Genomic DNA, 21,176 nt, shown 5'->3' on the forward strand with positions numbered 1-21,176 from the left:
CTTTTATTCAACCGAAATCTTCAAATATTCTCCTTTAAAGCTCTGATTCAATGCTGTCATTTCGATCGGATTGCCAGAACCATCTGGAATTACTTCGATAGACGCTTTTCCATTTGCCATTCTGATGGATTCGCTTCCAGTTGGCGTTCCTTGATTTTTTAATGTTTTTCCTCCTTTTAAGCATTGAAAATAAACACTTGCTTCATAATCCAAACAACGCAAATTATTATTATCAATAGCGATTGCAGTTACCAAATAATTTCCGTTTTTCCGTTTTTCTGATGACAATTGCAAAGAAACTGCCGTATCATTTTTATTGAAACGATAATTCACTTTTAATGTATCAGAAACTGTTTTTCCATCTTTTGTTTTTCCAATAGCAATTAAAATATTTTCGCCTTTTGTAAAATTGACATCCCAAGTTAAACCATTTGCAGGATAAAGAGCAAGATTTCGCTGTTTTTCTCCTAATGATTTTCCATTATGAGACAAAGTTACCTTATCGCAGTTGCTGAAAACGCTAATTGTTCGTGGCGTATTTTCAGGACCTTGACGTTCTGTCCAAGTATGTGATTCTATGTAAGCAAAAGGTTCTTTTGCCCAATAACTTTTAAAAACGTAATACGCATCTTTTGGAATTCCGTTTCTATCTGTAAGTCCTTTTTGATTCATATACGGAATATCATCTTCTGGACGTAACGGCGTTGCAAAATCCTTAAATGCCCATTGAACATTTCCCACAAACGTTGGATCATTCTCGGATATATGCAAATGCCAGTCAAACAAATCAACTATATAATTTTCGCTCCAATCGCCAATTTGAGCAATGTTTGCCACTTTGGTCTGAACAATTGCTTCTTCCCAACCTTCAGCTTTTATGATATTTTCTCCTGTTACAGGATTTTCGCTGTGACGGCCAACATGGCTGTCTCCGCCATATTCGGCATGAATAAAATGCTTGTATTCTTTTTTGTAAACATCAATTGCTTTCTGATAGCTTTTGTAGCTTCCAGAATACCAGCCTGACCAAATCGAAGGAGAAAATACATCTACAATATGCGAACCTTCATAATATTTTCTAATAGCCGTTTTTCTTGTTGGATCTAGTTGGTGTGCAATATCATTCAATTCGGTTAAAAACGCATTTGTTTTTTCTGCATTATCTCCGCCAGGAAAATCAGGAAGCCAGTTAATTTCATTTCCTAAAGACCAGATAATAATACTTGGGTGATTATAATTCTGATTGATGATTTCCGACAACATATTTTTGGTGTTAGTTTTCCAAGCATCATTTCCAATTCCGCCACGGCACCAAGGCAATTCATCCCAAACCAATAAACCTAATTCGTCGCAAGCTTTATAAATTTCTGGATCTTGCGGATAATGTGCTAAACGTACAAAATTGGCTCCCATTTCTTTTATCGATTTCATATCTGCCCAATGTTGTTCGTTTGTCATTGCAGCACCAACTCCAGCTTGTTCTTCATGACGATGCGTTCCGCGAATTAACAGACGTTTTCCGTTAAGGTAAAAAGGCCCATGATCTTTAAACTCAAACCATCTAAAACCTACTTTCTCTGAAACACTGTCTTTAATTTGATTTTTTTCTGATAAAACAGCAGAAAGTCTGTATAAATTAGGTTTTTCAGTATCCCAAAGTTCTGGATTTTTGATGTTTTCGAAAGTGATAGTCGAAGTTTTATCTGAAACCAAAACTGTTTTACTAGCTACTTTTTTTCCTTTCGGATTTTTTAAAGTTACCGTCAATGATAAATCTTTTGAATTATCAGGATTTACAAAAGAAGAAACAATTTGCACTGAAGCTTTTTTAGCAGAAACTTCAGGAGTGGTAATTTTTATATTTTCGATATGATTTTTATATTTCGAAACCAGCCAAACATCGCGCGTGATGCCTCCATAAATAAAAAAATCGCTTTTTTGAGACGGAATAACTTCGATATCGTAACTATTATCTACGCGAACAAAAATATCGTTGTTTCCTTCTTTAATTAATTTCGTAACATCGATAGAAAAGCCAATATAACCGCCAATATGAGAACCCGCTTCTTTGCCGTTTACATAGACTTTAGTCGTCACGTTTGATCCTTCAAAATACAAAGAATAAACCTGATTTTGATCGATTTTAGAGATGTTGAGTTTCTTTTGATACCAACTTGCATCGCGTCGATAACCGGGCATTAAATCGGTTGCATCTTCCGCATTCCAAGTATGAGGTAAATTTAGAGATACCCAATTGGAAGCTTTTTGTGCTTCGTTGAGGTTTGGAGTATGATTTTCTAAATAAAGCCAATTGTCATTAATGTTTCTCTTTGTCTGAGCAAAACTGCCCAGACAAATCTGAAACAAAACAAAAAGCGCAAAAATTGAAAAAGTTTTATTCGGTTTATTCATAGTTACAAAGGTTCATAGTTACAAAGGTTCAAAGGTTTTTCTAGCTCAAAGGTTCAAAGATTCAAAACCTTTGTTACTTTGAACCTTTGAGACTTTGCCTCTTTATTAATGCTTCCAAGAAATAATAATCGGCGTAGATTATTGGTTCATCAATTTCGTCGTGTTTTGGCCAGTTTCCAGTGCTGTGATCAAATAAGAAAGGCGCTTTAATTTGAGTATCCAAAATATATTTATCCGTTTGTACTGAAGCCATTACTTTATCGGCGAAAGCCAAATAACTTTTATTTTTGGTATAAGTATACAATTCGTATAATCCTGATACCATAACCATTGCTGCAGAAACATCACGGGGAGCATTAGGAATACTTGGATCTTTAAAATCCCAATACGGAATTCCGTCTTCTGGGAGGTTTTTATTGGTCATAAAAAACTTTGCAGTCGCTTCGGCCTGTTTTAAATAAGCAGAATCTTTTGTATAACGATACGACATGGTGAATCCGTAAACCGCCCAAGCTTGACCGCGCGCCCAAACCGAATCGTCATTGTAACCTTGAAGCGTTGTTTTCTTTCTAACTTCGCCTGTTGTTGGGTTATAATCGATAACGTGATAACAACTGTTATCTTCTCTAAACTGATTTTTTAAAGTTGTATTGGCATGTTGAATGGCAACATCGCGGTATTTTGGATTTCCTGATATTTTAGACGCTTCAAAAAGCAATTCTAAATTCATCATATTATCGATGATTACAGGATAATCCCAGATTTCTTTGTTGAAATCCCACGAACGAATCGATCCCACTTTTGGATTAAATCTTGTGCATAAAGTTTCTGCGCCTTTTACAATTACCGCTTCGTATTCTTTTTTGTTTTCCACTTTCAGCGCTTCTCCAAAACTGCAAAACACTTTAAAACCTACATCATGCGAATTACTATTGACACTTTCCTTTTTGCTGAAAGGAGTCCATTTTTGAGCTTGTTCTTTGTATTTTGAATCGCCTGTTAATCGGTACAATTGCCAGAGATTTCCAGCAAAAAAACCACTTGTCCAATCTCTAGACGGGACTTTACGAATTTCAAGCGTTTTGGTATTCATACTTCTTGGCATTGACATTGAATCGACCGGATAATCTAATAGCATTTTATAACGCGTTTCCAGTTTTTCAGTCGTTGCTGAAGTAGTTTTTGTTTGAGAATTAATCCCAGATTTGCATGCTGTTACCAGCGATGCAAACCCAAGAATTAAAAAAATGAAACTGACATTCTTCATAGTAAATATTTTGTAATCTTGATTTTTAGACTCGGATGAAACGGATTCGTTATTGCGGCCCTGATAGTTATCGGGAGCTGATTTTGCATGGATTTTTTTTAAATCTGCGTGAAACCTAATTATGCACGATGTGATTAAAAAATCCGTTTCAATCTGCGTTTTCGCGATAGCGAATCCGTTTTATCTGCGTTCAATAATAGTTAAAATTAATAACCAGGATTATTTGGTTTTAAATTCGGATTAATAGCCAATTCTGTTCCAGGCAATGGCCATAAATAATCTCGGTTTGGATCAAAATTAGCATGTGGTTCTAAACCATTTGGTCCAAATACTTCTGGTCCGATTTTTAATCTTTTTATATCATACCATCTTATATATTCAAAAGCCAATTCTAATCTTCTTTCGTCAATAACCATTTTTCTAAAATCGGTTTGAGAAAGTCCTGGAGTTACATTTGCTGGAAAAGAAACCAATTTCCCTGCTTTGTTTCTTGCTCTGGCACGAACTCGGTTTACATAACTATCTGCTTCTGCCGTACCTGGATTAATCTCGTTTAAGGCTTCAGCAGCAGTCAATAAAACTTCAGCAAAACGCATTGTGATGTAATTGTGCTGCGAAGTTCTTCCGTTTGCACCAGCTTTTCCAGGAAAACGGAAATACTTTGCAATATGCGGACGAGGCGCTTTCTCATTATCGCTTGAAGGATAAACTTGCAATGATCCGCCTGGACCGGTTTTCTTTCTGATAATTGTATCAAAACTTACAGCTCTTCTATAATCTCTCTGATCCCAAGTATTGAATACTTTTAAAGATGGAACTGCAACCGAGAAACCTTGTCCGTAGCTGTAACTGTCATCTTTTAAAGATCCTGTAAAAAACGCCGTATAATCTTGACCGTAATTTCCTGATGTTAAGTTATTGAAATCAATTGTAAAAAGTGGCTCTTTTAATGAAGCTGTTTTTGTAGCGTTGAATAAATCCTGAAAATCGGCATCTAAACCTAAACCAAATTTTGCTTCGTTTGTAATTACATATTTCGCTTCGTCATACGCTTTTTGGAAATTTCCTAAAGTCAAGTAAACAGAAGCTAAATATCCTGCAGCAGTACCTTTTCCGGGAACGGCTTTTACTTTTGGTTTATCATCTAGCCACTGTTTTGCAAACTCTAAATCGGCAATGATTTTTGGATAAACATCTGCTTCTTTTGTTTTACTTAAAGAATTTACTTGCGATACATCATTTACAACAAAATCTACGTACGGAATATCTCCAAAAAGACGAACCAAATGATAATAAGCAAAAGCTCTTGCAAAATAAGCCTGAGCCACAATAGCATTAACTTTTGCTGGATCTCCAGGTGTTTTTTTAGCACCTGCAATAGCCTGATTGGCAGCTGTAATAATCACATAAGATTGTGGCCAAAAATTCGCAACAAGCGCGTTTGTATCGTTCATAGACATGTCATTCACATCGATACGTGCTGCTTGAGTTGTTCTATCGCCAATATCGGCCATATCATCACGAAGCATAAGGGCAATTGTAAATTCTCTTCCCCAATAATTGTTGTGGGCAATATTAGCGAAAGCTCCATTTACAGCAGCCTGTAAATCGTCTGTATTATTGAAAAAGTTTTCTGGACGAATAATTCCTACTGGTTTTTCTTCTAGATCAGAACAGCTAAAAAAAGCAAGTGTTCCAAAGCAAAGAAGAGCTATATATTTTTTCATAGTTGTATTAGATTAAAATTTTAAATTGAATCCTGCTGTAAACGTTCTTACGTTTGGATATCCTCCGTAATCCAATCCTAAATAAGTATTACTTCTAGAGTTAGAGTCGTTTAAGTAATTTGTTTCAGGATCTGTTCCTGGATAATTGGTAATCGTCCAAATGTTTTGGGCACTGATGTAAAAACGAACTTTGCTTAATCCCATTTTTGAAACTACTTTTTCATTTAAACTATATCCAATAGAAATGTTTTTCAAACGGATATAACTTCCATCATAAACAAATCTTGAAGTAATTCTTTTTGTTCTAGCGGCATTTGCAGGAACATTTGTATCCGTATGAGTTGGTGTCCAAGCATCTAAAACTTCAGTTGTAGCATTATTGTTTCCAGAAGCCAACTCCATTAAAGTATAGTTTAAGATTTGACCTCCTTGCGAGCCTTGAAAGAAGATATTTAAATCAAGATTTTTGTATGTAAAATCGTTGTTGAATCCGAAGATGAAATCTGGATTTGGATTTCCGATAATTGTTTTATCCTGAGAATCTAACTTTCCGTCGCCATTTACATCTCTAAATTTTTCACCACCTGCAACAGTTTCAAAGTTTCCTGGCAGAACTGCTTCTCCTTGCTGAATTACACCATCATAAACAAATCCGAAGAAAGAACCAACAGGTTGTCCAACTCTTAAAATTTGAGATTCAGTTGCTAAGAAGTGTCCTGGAGCAGAATTGATTAAAAGATCTTTGTTGTCTGCTAATTTCAACACTTTATTTTTATTCGAAGAAATATTAAAGTTTGTAGACCAAGTAAAATCTGCACCAATAAAGTTTCTAGTATTAATTCCTAATTCCCATCCTTTATTTTCTAATTCTCCTACGTTTTGAAGCTGAGAAGCAATTCCTGAAACTCCTGGTAGCGGTCTGTTGAATAACAAATCTTTAGTGATTGTTTTATAATAATCTGCTGTAATGCTGATTCGGTTATCAAATAAACCTAAATCAATTCCGTAATCCTGCTGATATGAAGTTTCCCATTTCAAGTTCGGATTATCCAAAGAAGTTAACTGAACTGCATTTGTAATTACATCGCCGCTCACATAATAAATTTCAGAGAATCTAGAAAGAGTAGAGTAAGCACCAATTGAAGGGTTTCCTGTTGCTCCGTAACTTGCTCTTAATTTTAAATTGGAAACCGTTTTATTGTCTTTCAGAAAGTTTTCTTTACTAATGTTCCATCCAATTGCTCCAGAAGGAAAAGTTCCGTACTTGTAGTTTTTACTAAAGCTAGAAGAACCATCTCGTCTTGCGGTAAAGGTTAGTAAATATTTGTCGGCATAATCAAAATTCAACCTTCCGAAAGCAGAAATCAATTCTGTTTCAGATAAACCAGAATCAGGTTTTAAGAAAACAGTTCCAGCGCCTAAGTTTCTATACGAATTCGTATTTGTCAAAAATCCTCTTGAAGCGGCATACGAATTTTCGTTTTTATTTTTTTGGTATGAATATCCTCCAAGAACCGTTAGTATTCCTTTGTCGATAATTTCACGTTTGAAGGTCAGATAATTCTCTGTCAAGAAAGAAGAAAATCTAGTGTTGTTTACAGAAGCTTCTCCCTTGATATTTTTTCCAGCAATTAAAGTAGAAGGAATAAATCTTCCTGTTTGCGAATTATTATCGGTTAAACCTAAAGTCGTTTTAAAATCAAGATCTTTAGTAATTTGATATTGAGCGAAGAAATTGCTTCGGTTTACGATAGAAACAGTTTCTAAAATATTTTCCATCGCAGTTGCGTACGGATTGTCGATATCGTCTCCAATTGGAGCAGTAGTAGTGTAAGTTCCATCAGCATTGTAAATTCCTTTATCTGGCATAAAACGGTAAGCAGAAGCAATTACACCCGCAGCACCCGTTCCTCCAGCACCTGTCTGGCTTACGATTCCTTCTTTGTTCTGTTTGCTTGTAAACGTGTTTAAACCCACTTTAAATTTTGGAGATAAATCGGCTTCAAGATTACCCACAATAGTATATTTATCGATTCCAGAATTAATTACAACTCCATTTTGGTTGAAATAAGTTCCCGAAACATAATATCTCACATTATCAGATCCGCCTGAGAAAGATAATTGCGTGTTCGAAATCATTCCTTCGCGATAGATAACATCTTGCCAATCTGTATTTGCAGGACCTTGCGTATGCGTAGTAAAACTTTTCCTGTAAGCTGCAAACTGGTCAGCGTTCAATAAATGCAATTTGTTATTTACAGATTGAATAGAAGTCGAGTTGCTAAACTCAATTACAGGTTTTCCTGCTTTTCCTTTTTTGGTTGTTACCATGATAACTCCATTTGATCCTCGAGATCCATAAATTGCTGTTGCTGAAGCATCTTTTAAAACTTCGATAGAAGCAATGTCTTGAGGTGCTGGCATAGAAACACCTGCAAAACCATCAACAACAATTAAAGCGTCTCCGCTTGCATTGATTGAAGTTCCTCCACGAACTCTTATTTTTGTTGGAGCACCAGGTTCGCCACCATTATTAGACATTACCGAAACACCCGCAGCACGGCCTTGTAAAGCTTGTTCTGCATTTAAAACAGGATAAGCCGTCAACTCTTTTGCCGTTACAGAAGATACAGATCCTGTAATATCGCTCTTTTTACGTGTACCATAACCAACAACAATAACCTCGTCAAGGGCTTTTGTATCTGGTTTTAAACTTACATTGATAACATTTTTGGTTCCAACAGGAACTTCAACAGTTTGAAATCCGACGAAATTAAAAACTAAAACAGCATTTTTCTCTCCTACAATTACAGTATAATTTCCGTCCATATCGGCAGAAGCGCCAACAGAGGAATTTTTAATATAGACATTGGCACCAGGAAGCCCGAGCAAATCTTCGCTGGAAGTAATTTTTCCAGTTACTTTTCGTTCCTGTGCGTGCATCACGATATTTACCAGTAAAAAAGATACCAGTAAACACCATTTAAACGATTTGTTTTTGTGGTTTGTAAACATTCATTTTTTGGTTTTAAGGTTAATAAGTTAGATAAAGTAGAAAAGCAATAAACTCATTCCGATTATGATAATGACAAACAAAATTTGGAGTAAAAGGAAGCTTGTTTTTTTGATTTTCATATCGCAAATGTAGAAGCCAAAAAAGAAATAGAAATACAAAAAAGGGTATCTAAAAATACAGATACCCTTTTTGAAGCCTTTAAAAACGCGGATTATTTAAATAAGATGCGAAATGTGAGATGTGAGTTGTGAGTTGTGAAAAGTGAAAAGTGAAAAGTGAAAAGTGAAAGGATTGGTTACCTTAAACAATTCACAACTCACATCTCACATTTTACATCTCACATTTTACAATTTAATCGTATAAGATTTGTAAAATTTGTCGGCGTATTGAGATGGAGTCTCGCCGTACTTTTTCTGAAAGCATTTGCTAAAGTATTTCGGATTGTTGAAACCGACTTTATAACTGATTTCTGAAACGGTTAATTTGTTTTGTTCTAATAATTGAGATGCACGTTTTAATCTGATTTCGTGAATGAATTCATTTGGCGTACAATTGGTCCAAGCTTTGATTTTTAAAAATAGCATTGTTCGGCTGACACCCAATTCTGAACAGAAAAACGGAATATCAAATTGTTCGTTTGAAATGTTTTCTTCCACAATTTTGAATGCTTTTTTCAATAATTCTTCATCCAGAGAAGAAACCGTTATTTCTGACGGAATAAAACTGTCTTCGCTTGAAAATTTGATTCGTAAACGTTCTGTTGTATTCAAAAGATTTTTAACACGAAGTCTAAATTCCATTAAATTGAAAGGTTTACTAATGTAATCATCTGCGCCGCTTTCTAATCCTTCAAATTTGTAAACCAATGAAGACCTAGAAGTCAGCAGAATGACTGGAATGTGGCTCGTTTTTATGTTTTCTTTGATTTTTGAACAAAGCTCAGTTCCAACCATTTCAGGCATAATGACATCGCTGATAATCAAGTTTGGAACAAATTTTAAAGCTTTTTCAAAAGCGATTTTACCATTTTCGGCTTCAATAATGTTGTAGTCTTTTTTGAGGAGATTTTTCATGAACTTTCTCAAAACCTTATGATCTTCAACAATTAAAATTGTTTGTTTTTCTTCGTTTACAATTAAATCTTCAATATCTTCATTTTCAATAATTTCTGAAGTTTCTAATTGAGCCGAATATTGTTCAATATCGTCACTGATTTTAAAATCGGAAATAATTTCGCTGTCTAAAAGATGTTCGCAACCAAGCGGTAAAGTCACTTTAAAAATAACGCCACCTGTGGTTTTGTTCATAACGTCGATTTTTCCTTTATGCAATTCGACAATATTTTTTACAATCGAAAGTCCAATTCCAGTTCCTTTATTGTAGTTTTTCTGAACTTGATTGTGCATTGGAATTTCAAAAAACAAGTCGAAAATCTTATCAATATGTTCTTCAGCAATTCCTACGCCCGAATCTTCGACCGCAATAAACAGATTCTGCTGATCGTGATTGATTGTAACTTTGATCGAACCGCCTTTTGGAGTATATCTAAAAGCATTCGAAATTAAATTATAAAATACGCGTTCGAGTTTATAACGGTCAAAATACACTAGAATTTCTTCATTTTCAGTTTCAAACGTGTAATCGTAGCCGCCGTCTTTGGCATATTCAATAAACGATAAAAAGATTTCTTTGGTAAATTTTACAATGTTTCCGTTTGCAGATTCTAATGTAACTTGATGATTTTCCAGTTTTCTAAAATCCATTAAACGATTAATCAAACTCAACAGATGATTTGCACTTCCTTCAATAACCAGAAGCTTTTTATACATTTCATTAGTTCCGTTATAATCGGCCAGAATTTGTTGTAACGGACCTAAAATCAAAGTTAAAGGTGTTCTAAATTCATGCGAAATATTGGTAAAGAAATCTAGTTTTAATTTATTGTTTTCTTCAATTCGCTGTGTTTCTAGATATTCCAGTTCCAATTTTTGTTTCAGTCTGGCTTTCGATTTCATAATCCAAATCAAACCGTATAAACCCAAACCAATTACGATTCCGTACAATAAAAATGCCCAAATACTGCGCCACGGAGCAGGATTTACAATAACCGTTAATGTTGTTGGAATTTGGTTCCAAACGCCGTCGTTGTTAGCGCCACGAACTTCAAAAGTATAAGTTCCTGGATTCTGAATCGCAAAATTGGCCTCGCTGTTTTTGGTCGTTGTCCAGTTGTTTTCCAAACCAACCAAACGATAACTGTATTGATTGTTTTTGGATCGAATGTAATTTGGAATCGCAAAACTGATAGAAAAATTAGCCTTGTCATAATCCAAAGTAATGTTTTTGGTAAAACCAATGCTTTGGTCTAAAATTCCGTCTTTGTCATGCGCATTTACCGTTTCGTTTTTAATTTTCAAATCGGTAATTAAAACCTGTGGCGCATAATTATTTAAGGAAATTTTTGTGGCATCGAAAAAGGTTGCACCTGACGGACTTCCAAAATAAAACTGATTAGATCCTAATTTTAAAGCCGAATTATCGTTGAATTCATTACTCGCCAAACCATCTTTCTGATCATAAATGACAATTGCTTTTTTAATTGTATTGTACTTTATAATTCCTTGATTGGTACTGATCCATAAGTTTTTATCGTCATCTTCTAGAATCGAATGAATGGAAGTAATGACCGTATTTCCAATTCTGAGATTGATTCTAGTGAATTTTTTTCCATCAAAAACATGAAGACCTTTGGCTTTTGTTCCCACCCAAATTTTGTTTTGAGAATCTTCAAACAAAGTCAAAATATCGTCGCCCGACAAAGCCGAATGATCATAAAAAAAATGCTGTATTTGGTATTTATTAGGATCAAAATTTAGAAGCGAAATGCGATTTAAACCATTTTGTGTTCCAAGCCAGATTGAATTTTGTTTGTCGATTAAAATACTGCGAACCATGTTATTGGTTAGAAAAACGGGTTTAGAAGTATCATTTCCAATAATTTGAAAGGTTCTATCTAATGTATTATAACGAATTAAACCTTTGCCAAAAGTTCCAATCCATAAGATTTTGTTTTCAGCTTTAAGCGAATAAACGCCGCTTTCTTTTAATAAATCGGCCAGATCTATTGCAATTCTATTGTCTTCAATTTTTTTAGAAATAGTATTGTAAGCTGATAATCCTTTAGAAAAAGTTCCAATCCATAAAATATTATCGTCTGCCAAACACATGGCTTTGATATCATTTTTATGAGTTTGTCCAGTTTTGCTATTAATGTAACTTACAGTTTCGGTATTTTTATTGTAAATCGTGATTCCGCCACCTTCAGTTCCAAAATAAATGTTCCCGTTTTTGTCTGCAATAATCGAACTCACCACATCAAAACTCATCGGAATCTTTTTTGAATTCTGATTGTAATTAGAGAAATTGACATTTGAAACATCCCAAAGATTTACTCCTTTATAATAACAGCCAATCCAAATAGAACCTTTTTTATCCATAAAAACCGACTTTACTTTGTCGATTCCGTTGCTGTTATTGGTATTGTTGATTTTTTGAAGACTCTTATCTTGACCTAAGATATAAATTCCGTCATAAGCTCCAATCCATAAAGAACCTTGATTGTCAATTAGTAAAGAGCGAATGTCGCTATTAATTTCTCGATATTTGTCTGTTGGTAAAAAGGAAACAAAAGCTTTTTCTTTTTGATCGAATTTTAGAACACCTTTGTTTTTTGTTCCAATCCATAAACTGCCATCTTTGTCTTCAATTACCGATTGTACGTTTAATAAATCAGTCGAATTTAAAGGATAATTTTTGAAAGTTAATTTGCCATTTTTTCTACTTGTCAATTGACACAACCCTTTCGTTGTTCCAATCCAAATTTCGCCATTTTTGGTTTTTAAAATGCTCAAAATATTATTGCTCGGAAGGGTAGAAGCATCATCATCTGAATGGAAAACAGAAGAAAACAATCCTGTTTTTTTATTGTAAATCGTTAATCCTTTTGAAGTTCCAAACCACATTTCGCCGCCAATTTCTCTCATGCTCCAAACGGCATTATTACTAATGGTATGATTGGCTTTGGTATGAAGATATCTCGTGAAACGATTCGAAACTGGATCATAACAATTTAATCCATTGTAAGTTCCGACCCAGATTTTTCCTGAATTGTCTTCTTCAATTGCTAATATATCATTGTTACTAATCGAATATTTATCGGCAGTATCATTTCTGAAAATGGTAAATCGGCTTCCATCATATTTGTTTAAACCATCGCGGGTTCCAAACCACATCTGCCCAAATTTATCCTGATGAATAGCAATCACAGAACTCTGCGAAAGCCCATCGGTCGTAGAGAAATTTTTAAGACGGTATTTATTTTGGGAAAACAGGTTTCCTGAAATAAAAAGCAAAACCAGAAAGACTATTTTGTATTTCATAGCACTTGTATTATGATGAAGTTTTTTGCCACAGATTACACAGATTAAAAGGATTAATTTCTTTGTGTTAAGATTAGCCACGAATTGACGAATTATCAAAAAATTAAATTCAAAGAAAATCGTGAATTTGTGAATAAAAAAATCCTTTTAATCTGTGGAATCTGTGGCAAATATTTTAACCTATTTTAATCGTTTTTGCAGTTGATAGTCATATAATGACGGAATTTTTTCAATTGGTGTGTTCAAAAATTCAATGTATGGATCAATGTCATATTTGATTTCAAATTTCGTATTGCCATGAACACCAATAATTCTGGCTAAAGCGCCGTCTTTCATCCCGTACAATAAAACAGTTTTCGATGGATCTGGATTTTCGACTTGAACATTGAGATTCCAAAACGTACTGAAAGGCCCGTGTGAAGGTTTCCAGTAATCGGCTCCACCGCCGCCAAATAAAGCGTAACTATTGTTTTTATCGGCTTTTAAATGAACCGTAATATTGTCAAATAGATTTTGATGATTTGCCCCAGAATGCTGATCTAAAACAGGATCTGTAAATATTTCGCAGTTTTGATATACGTTTTTTGTTGCAAATGTGTTGAAACTTAAAGGATGAACGGCAGAATTATAGATTTTTAAATCTTTAACCAAAACATTATGAACGCCGCCTAAAGTTACCGTATAATGAGCCAAATGCGGTCCGTCGGTTGTAACATCTTGAATGGTTACATTAGAAACTTCTTCGGCTAAAATACCGCTGTCTGCATTGGTGATTTTGACATCTTTAACCCAACTGTTGAAAAGACGAGTTAAGAAAATCCCGTTATTACCAGGTTCTACGTGATGCGCGACTCTCGGAATATCAGGAAAAGTAAAACGAAGATGTTCGATTCCAACTTCATTTAAATGTTTCCATTCTACTAATTGCGCCTGATAACTTGGTTTTATTGAAATAGTTAAAGGCGTTTTTAAAGTAATTTTAGAACCAGAAATTTTAGCAATTTCAACCTGCTGTCTTACAATGGGAAGTTTAGGAAATTTCCAATGATGCGAACCGGGTTTTACTTTGGCGCCTTGATATAAATCTTTGATGATTTCGCCGTTTTCGCCATCTTTATTAAACAATTGCAATTCGACAACATCACCAACTTTTAAACCTTTTACGTCAGAGACCGTAATAACATGTTCGCCCATTTTCCCCGAATTGACTTTCGCCAACGGATTAGACTCTGGTTCGTATTTATCCAAATAGGACTTTACACGTTCGCCCGGAACCTGTGTCCAAATAAATCCTCCGGACCAAGCGTATTGAGAAAAAGGTAAATCAATATTATTTTCTGGTTCACGTTGTCTTTTATCAAAAGTGGTTAAGTATTCGCGAAGTTCAGCCAAAACTTCAGAATCTTTAAGATACATCATCGGTCTTGGGCAGTAAATCTCAGTTCCGTTTTCGTTTGAACCTGCACCTCGAAGTACAAAATTGCTTCTTTCGATATACAAAATATCGCTTAGAATAATTCGTCCGGCAGGCAATTGCAGAATTACATCTCCTTCAACGGCATTTGCCGCTTTAAAAGCTTTTAAGAGTGCTTTTGAATCGTCTAGATTATCATTTGCTTTTACACCAAAATCAGTAGCATTAATTACTTTTCCATTAGTTTCAGGAATTTGGCTTTCGCCGAAATGATATCCTGCATAACTAAAATCAGGAAGATAATTGGTTTTTGAAGTAATGATTTTAGGTAATTCCTGCGCCAGTAAAGTGTTCATGAAAAGACCGCAGGATATAAGAATGGTTTGGCGAATCATGGTTTTGTGGTTGTTTGTGGTTAGTTAGTTTTTTTGTTTTGCCGCTAAGGCGCTAAGGCGCTAAGTTTTTTTAGCCACAGATTAAAAGGATTAAAAAGATTTTTTTTACGCAGATTTGGCTGATTATAGCAGATTTTATTATGTATAAATTATCTGCGTTCATCTGCCTAAATCTTTTTAAATCTGCGTGAAATATAAAAAAAACCTCGCGCCTTAGTGCCTTCGTGGCAAACAAATTATAAAGATCGTTTGATCCCTAATTCAAGTCCTCGCAATTCTGCCAAGCCTCTTAAACGGCCAATTGCAGAATATCCCGGATTTGTTTTTTTCTTTAAATCATCCAACATTTGATGTCCGTGATCTGGACGCATTGGTAATTGGCTATTATTTCTTTTTTCAACTTCCAGAATTGCTTTTACAACTTCGTACATGTCAACGTCGCCTTCTAGATGATTTGCTTCGTAGAAACTTCCTTCTTCGTCGCGTTGTGTGCTTCTTAAATGAATGAAATTCATTTTATCGCCATGACGTCTTACAATTCCAGGCAAATCATTATCAGCACGAACCCCATAAGAACCTGTACACATGGTAAATCCGTTTGATGGAGAAGGAGCAGCGTTCATTAATTCGATCAAATCTTCTTCTGTACTTACGACTCTCGGTAAACCTAAAATTGGATAAGGAGGATCGTCTGGGTGAATTGCCATTACAACACCTTTGCTTTCTGCAACTGGAATAATTTCTTTTAAAAAGTGAAAAAGATTATTCTTTAAAGCTTGTCTGTCAATATGATTATAAGCACTTAAAGTAACCAAGAAATCTTCAACAGAATAAGCTTCTTCAGCACCAGGAAGTCCAGCCAAAATGTTCTGCTGCAATTTAACTTTGTCTTCTGAAGTCATGGCTTCAAAATAGCTTTTTGCTTTTTGTTTTTGTTCTTCGGAATATTCGTTTTCAGCACCTGGTCTTTTCAAAATATGCAATTCAAAAGCAGCAAAAGCGTTGATGTCAAAACGCAAAGCTTTTGAACCGTCCTCAACTGTAAATGATAAATCTGTTCTCGACCAATCTAAAACAGGCATAAAGTTGTAACAAACACATTTAATACCGCATAAAGCTAAATTGCGTATGCTTTCTTTATAATTTTCAATGTATTGCAGGTAATTTCCAGTCTGTTTTTTAATGTCTTCGTGAACAGGAATACTTTCTACAACCGACCAAGTTAATCCAGAAGCGCCTTTTTTAGGATCTCCGTTTTCGTGCTCAATTTCAACTTTTCGTTTAATGATTTCATCAATACTCCAAACTTGCCCGTTCGGAATATGGTGTAAAGCCGTTACAATTCCAGTTGCTCCAGTTTGTTTGATGTCTTGTAAAGAAACAGGATCATTTGGTCCGAACCATCTTAATGTTTGTTCCATGTTTTTATATTTTTTATTTCCTGTAAGGTTTTTAAAACCTTGTAGGTATTTTTAATTTATAATAATCTACAATTTAAATCTACAAGGTTTTTAAAATCTTGCAGGAGAGAGGTTGAGATTTTAAATACTCGTTGCAGCAAATCCGCCGTCTACTTTTAATGTTATTCCCGTAACGAATTTCGACATGTCGCTGCATAAAAATAAAAGCGCGCCGTCAATATCTTCCGGAGTTCCAAATCTTCCCATTGGGGTATGATCAATGATTTTTTCGCCTCTTGGCGTTAGTTTTCCTTCTGGAGTAAGCAGTAAAGCGCGATTTTGTTCTCCAATAAAAAATCCTGGAGAAATTGCATTTACACGAATTCCTTCGCCGTATTTTTGAGCTAATTCAACCGCCATCCATTGTGTAAAGTTGTCGATTGCCGCTTTTGAAGCAGAATAACCCACAACTCTCGTTAAAGGTCTTTGTGCCGATGCAGAAGAAATATTGATAATGTTTCCTGATTTTTGCTTTGCAAAAAGTGCAGCGAAAACCTGAGAAGGAAGCATTGTCCCAATAATATTCAAATCAATAACCTTTTGCAAATCATCGCTTTTCATATCATAAATCGCTTGATCAGGTTGAATCGTTGCACCTGGCATATTTCCGCCAGCGGCGTTAATCAAGATATCAAGACGTCCGTATTTTTCAACGATAAAATCTTTAATTTTTTCTAATTCTTCTTTATTTAAAACATTGGCCTGAACCGCAAAACCTTTTCCGCCATTTGCTTCGATAGCTTTTACAGTGCTTTCAGCTTTTTCAAGTGACTGAGAAACGATTCCGACAATAACGCCTTGTTTTGCCAATACATTTGCAAAATTGCTTCCTAAAACTCCGGCACCTCCCGTAATCAGTGCAATTTTTCCTTCTAAGTTGAATATTGAATTCATGTAATTTTTATAATTGATTATTTTTTTGACTTCTTAACTTCTAATCGTTGCAATCAAATCTAAAACCCTTTTCGTTTCTTTTTCGATTGTTTCGTAAGCATCAAATTGCATTACTTCTTTACTAATTAATTTGCTTCCCATTCCAACCGCAGAAACTCCAGCATTAAACCAAGTTTCAATACTTTGTCTTGTGGTGTCAACACCGCCTGTAGGCATGAAAATTAAATCTGGAAAAATGTCCTTAATACCGCTCATAAAATCTGGTCCTAAGATATTTCCAGGAAAAAGTTTAATGAATTTCACACCAGCATTTTCGGCAGCAATAATTTCAGTTGGAGTCATACAGCCTGGAGCATAGAGAACATCTTTAGGAATTAAAAATGAAGCGACTTCAGGAACAAATCCTGGACTTATAAAAAAATCTGCACCAGTTAAATAATAAGTTTCTGCTTGCACTAAATTTTTGATCGTACCAATTCCAAGAAGCATTTCTGGCATTTCAGCATTTCTTACTTCAACCATTTTTTTGAAGTTTGAAAGCGCTTCTGGGCCACGGCTTGTATATTCAACTGCTCTAATCCCGATATTATATAACGTTCTTAAAACAGAAATGCTTTTATTTTCGTCGGCATTGAAATACAACGGAAGCATTCCTTGTTTGATTATGACATCGATAGAATTCTGAATTGTACTCATAAAGTTATACTTTTACTTTAATAACAATCTTTTTCAACGTTCCTTCACCAATCATTGCAGTATGGACATCTTCTGGAAACAAGATTGCAAATTGTTTTTCCTGCATTTCAAAAAAGGTGTCTGGTGCATCATGAAAAAATCGAACATCTCTTTCGTCACTATATTCACCATTCGGATTCACACATTTTTCTCTTGGTTTCCATGCAAAAGTTTCTGGTCCTTTAATCGAAATCTGGATATCTATGTTTTTATCATGACATTCAAAACCTTTAACTGCTTCTTCTTTTGTATTTCCTTGTCCGACAATTACAATTAGTTTTAAACCTTCGCCAATTTCAAAAGCACCTTCTTCAAGATTGGCAATGTCATTTTGATTTACATAATCAAATGCTTTCTTGAAATTTGGATGTAAACCATAGTATTTCTGAGCATTATGTAATGAATCTAGTATCATTTTAGTCGTTTTATTTTTGTTTTTTGATGTTATGTGTATATTTGCGTGTGCGTACACGGTATTTTACAAATGTATGCAAAATGTGATGTAAAACAACTTATTTTTGATAAAATAAATTAATTTTACCGAACTGCTTTTATTTTTTTAACTTAAAAAGAATCAACATCATAACAATAAAAAAAATTGCCGAACTAGCTAATGTTTCTGCCGGAACTGTCGACAGGATTATACATAAACGTGGGCAAGTGGCGCAGGAAACCGTTGATAAGGTAAATGCAATAATTGAAGAATTTGGATATACCCGAAATATTTTGGCGAGTAATCTGGCTTTAAACAAAAAGTTTCATTTTGCTGTTTTCCTTCCAAAATCAGAAACTTTGGAGTATTGGAAAAGTCAGGTCGATGGAATAGAAAAAGCTGCTTTGGAATTTAGCAAATTCGGAATTGTTTTGGATTATTTTTTTTATGATTATAATCTAGTATCGTTCAAAGAATCTGCTCAGAGAGTACTAGAATTTGATTGTGATGGACTTTTATTTGCACCGATTTTCTACAAAGATTCTGTTGAGTTTTTAAAGGAATATGAAAAAAAAAATATTCCGATTGTAATGATCGATTCGAATATTTCTGAAGAAAACGAACATGCATATGTCGGTCAAGATGCTTTTCAGAGTGGATATTTAGCTGGAAGATTAATCAGTTTTGCTGTAAAAAATGAAAGGCAAGTTCTAATTTTTAAGATTACTAGAGAAATCGAAAGCACTTCTGTGTATCAGCAACGCATAAAAGGTTTTTATTCGTATTTTGAAGATCATGACGAATTAACCAATTTCAAGTTTTCCGAATTTGCCTTAAAAGATTCAGGAATCGATCAGTTGAATTTGGAAATGTTTTCTGGCGTAAACAGTGTTTTTGTACCAAATTCTAGAGCTTATATTGTCGCTGAGTTTTTAGAAAAAAACAATATAAAAGGCGTTCGAATTATTGGTTTTGATTTACTAAAAGAAAACATCGAATATTTAAATAAAGGCGTGATAGACTTTTTAATCAACCAAAGACCCGAAGATCAAGGTTATATGGGAATTAATTATTTGTATAAAAAGCTGGTTCTACAAGAAGAAACAGAAAAGACACATTATATTCCGTTGGAGATTATTTTGAAGGAAAACTATTTTCCTGCTAAGCAATAGTTTTTTTGCCACTGATTAGAGGATTAAAATGATTTTATTTCACACAGATTTTGCTAATTTAAGCAGATTTAATTCAGGTTTTTATTTAAAACAAATCTGTTTAATTTTTTTTAAAATCTGCGTGAAACAAAAAACTTTGAGTCTTAGAGCCTTAGCGGCAAAAAAAAAATCACTTTTTAACCTTCACAATCAAAGGATTATTTACCTTCTCAGCAAAAGAATTCAAATACTTTTCCCATTCTTGTTTGGTTTGAAACGGACTTCCTTTTTTCCATCCAAAACCAACATAATAAATAGCTTTGTTGTTTTTTACTGAAATATTTCCGTACAAGTTGCTTAATTCTTTTTCGTCAGTAACATGATTATCAAAACTAATTAACGAACCTTTTGGCGCTACTAAACCCATACCAATTTCAGAATCATCAATTGGTTCCCAATAACTTAACCAGCCTTCTTTTAAATTGGTGCTAATTGTTCCTTTTTTGTCATGAAGCGTTAAACCGGCTGCAATAGTTTTTGTTCCAGTAATATTGATTTCAAAACGAGAAAGCTGACTTCCGTAATCTAAACTAATTAATTTCGATTCGGTTATTTTATTTCCTTTGGCATCCCAATCGGCATAAGTCAAAATAAAACTTGTTCTAATTGGACCAGTTGTAATCGTTTTCCAGCTAATGAAATTCTTGGAGAAATAATATTTTCCATCAACATTAACTGCAATTCCGCCCACGCCGCGACTGTCTCCAACTTGAAAATTATCCAAACCTTCGCCAGTATCTTTATGGTATGTTCCAGTTCCGGTTGTTGTTTTTTCGTACCATTTATTAATGATAGGATAATCGACTCTTTTTAGCCAAGCATCAATTCCGCTGGTTAACGTTCCGCCAGGAATATTATCTTCAACCATTTTTTGCGCCACAGGCCCGTAAGTTCTAAAAGCTACTTTATTGTTTTCCCAAGCATAATCGTCGGTGCGTTCTGGAACAAATCGAGAATAACAGTTCATTACTTTTGAAGCCGAAGGATTTGTTCCAATCAAAACCTCAAAATCCTGTTTTGAAGAAGCTTTAATTTTAGGCTGAAATAAAAGCAAATCTGCATTTCCGTCTCCATCATTATCTACGGTTTGTGTTTCTAAAAAGGTATTGCCATTTTTTATTGCATAATCTTCGAGTTTGACATTTGCAGGTAATCCAAGAGATTTTTTAGTTAATTCGATGGTTTCAAACTCTCTGTCAACTTTTAAATTGTTGGTAACAGTTATGATTTTATTCTGAGAAAAAGCAGTAAAATTGGCTGTCAGAATGGCTATGATAAAAAGATGTTTTTTCAAAATTCTTGGTTTTAATATTTTCGAAATTAGAGTTGATAAGAATATAAAAGTACAAATCTAATTATAATTGAAAATACAGAATGGGTGTAATTCTGTACATAATGCTGAAAATCAGAAAACAAAATTTAAATTTTTAATTCGATTTGTTTTTACAAATAAATTATTCCGTTAGAAATAATTAGTCAGTAGAAAAAAAACATTTATGAATTTGCAAAGTGTCCTGTACGGACATCTGTTTTGCGGAATAATGGTATGTGCGTAATCAAACTTTCTTACGTAAGTACCAAATTCTCTAATTATCAAATTCTCTTGTTAAAATGTAATTTATTGCATTAAAATAAAATTTTATATATTTGAGTTTCGACATTCTCTTTTTTGTTTTGATAATACTAAATAATTGTTATTGGTACATTTAAAAAAAAAGAATGTTTTTGTCTAGAAAATTACTTTTCCCAAAGAAGTATTTTTCAAGATTGTGA

12 protein-coding genes are annotated in these 21,176 nt (G+C 34.3%); 1 reads left to right on the forward strand and 11 read right to left on the reverse strand.

Features of this window, described 5'->3' with window-relative positions; all coding sequences use genetic code 11:
• Window positions 1-3: 3 nt before the first annotated feature.
• From AC1Q5Z_RS14540 to AC1Q5Z_RS14585, 10 genes are all read right to left on the reverse strand, one after another.
• Window positions 4-2,412 (reverse strand): glycoside hydrolase family 2 protein, encoded by a 2,409-nt coding sequence (locus AC1Q5Z_RS14540; protein WP_492445541.1) that lies wholly within the window; start codon window positions 2,410-2,412, stop codon window positions 4-6.
• Window positions 2,413-2,485: 73 nt separating this feature from the next.
• Window positions 2,486-3,679: a glycoside hydrolase family 88 protein gene (locus AC1Q5Z_RS14545; RefSeq protein WP_492445542.1), complete on the reverse strand. Its 1,194-nt coding sequence runs from the start codon at window positions 3,677-3,679 to the stop codon at window positions 2,486-2,488.
• Between the two features lie 206 nt (window positions 3,680-3,885).
• On the reverse strand, window positions 3,886-5,406 hold the full coding sequence (locus tag AC1Q5Z_RS14550) for a RagB/SusD family nutrient uptake outer membrane protein (RefSeq protein WP_488754506.1): 1,521 nt from the start codon (window positions 5,404-5,406) through the stop codon (window positions 3,886-3,888).
• Window positions 5,407-5,418: 12 nt separating this feature from the next.
• A complete protein-coding gene (locus AC1Q5Z_RS14555) occupies window positions 5,419-8,421 on the reverse strand; it encodes a SusC/RagA family TonB-linked outer membrane protein (RefSeq protein WP_492445545.1) in 3,003 nt (1,000 codons plus the stop codon).
• Window positions 8,422-8,766: 345 nt separating this feature from the next.
• On the reverse strand, window positions 8,767-12,861 hold the full coding sequence (locus AC1Q5Z_RS14560; protein ID WP_492445546.1) for a two-component regulator propeller domain-containing protein: 4,095 nt from the start codon (window positions 12,859-12,861) through the stop codon (window positions 8,767-8,769).
• A gap of 180 nt (window positions 12,862-13,041) precedes the next feature.
• Window positions 13,042-14,670 (reverse strand): hypothetical protein, encoded by a 1,629-nt coding sequence (locus AC1Q5Z_RS14565; RefSeq protein WP_343584062.1) that lies wholly within the window; start codon window positions 14,668-14,670, stop codon window positions 13,042-13,044.
• Between the two features lie 236 nt (window positions 14,671-14,906).
• Window positions 14,907-16,091 carry a mannonate dehydratase gene (gene uxuA / locus AC1Q5Z_RS14570; protein ID WP_343584060.1) on the reverse strand — a complete coding sequence of 395 codons (1,185 nt, stop codon included), beginning with the start codon at window positions 16,089-16,091 and terminating at the stop codon, window positions 14,907-14,909.
• Window positions 16,092-16,211: 120 nt separating this feature from the next.
• Window positions 16,212-17,024: an SDR family oxidoreductase gene (locus tag AC1Q5Z_RS14575; protein ID WP_286968464.1), complete on the reverse strand. Its 813-nt coding sequence runs from the start codon at window positions 17,022-17,024 to the stop codon at window positions 16,212-16,214.
• A 33-nt stretch (window positions 17,025-17,057) separates the two neighbouring features.
• Complete coding sequence (locus AC1Q5Z_RS14580; protein ID WP_343584056.1) at window positions 17,058-17,720, reverse strand: bifunctional 4-hydroxy-2-oxoglutarate aldolase/2-dehydro-3-deoxy-phosphogluconate aldolase; 663 nt, start codon at window positions 17,718-17,720, stop codon at window positions 17,058-17,060.
• 4 nt (window positions 17,721-17,724) lie between these two features.
• On the reverse strand, window positions 17,725-18,174 hold the full coding sequence (locus tag AC1Q5Z_RS14585) for a NanQ anomerase/TabA/YiaL family protein (RefSeq protein WP_492445550.1): 450 nt from the start codon (window positions 18,172-18,174) through the stop codon (window positions 17,725-17,727).
• A 182-nt stretch (window positions 18,175-18,356) separates the two neighbouring features.
• Here AC1Q5Z_RS14585 and AC1Q5Z_RS14590 point away from each other — a divergent pair, with 182 nt between their 5' ends.
• Window positions 18,357-19,364, forward strand: coding sequence for a LacI family DNA-binding transcriptional regulator (locus AC1Q5Z_RS14590; RefSeq protein WP_492445804.1), 1,008 nt, complete (start codon window positions 18,357-18,359; stop codon window positions 19,362-19,364).
• Between the two features lie 169 nt (window positions 19,365-19,533).
• On the opposite strand, the gene AC1Q5Z_RS14595 is transcribed toward AC1Q5Z_RS14590, so the two are convergent.
• A complete protein-coding gene (locus AC1Q5Z_RS14595) occupies window positions 19,534-20,697 on the reverse strand; it encodes a BT3233 family polysaccharide utilization protein (protein WP_492445552.1) in 1,164 nt (387 codons plus the stop codon).
• Window positions 20,698-21,176: the final 479 nt, after the last annotated feature.

Source organism: Flavobacterium sp. GW823-FHT06G12, assembly GCF_058794775.1.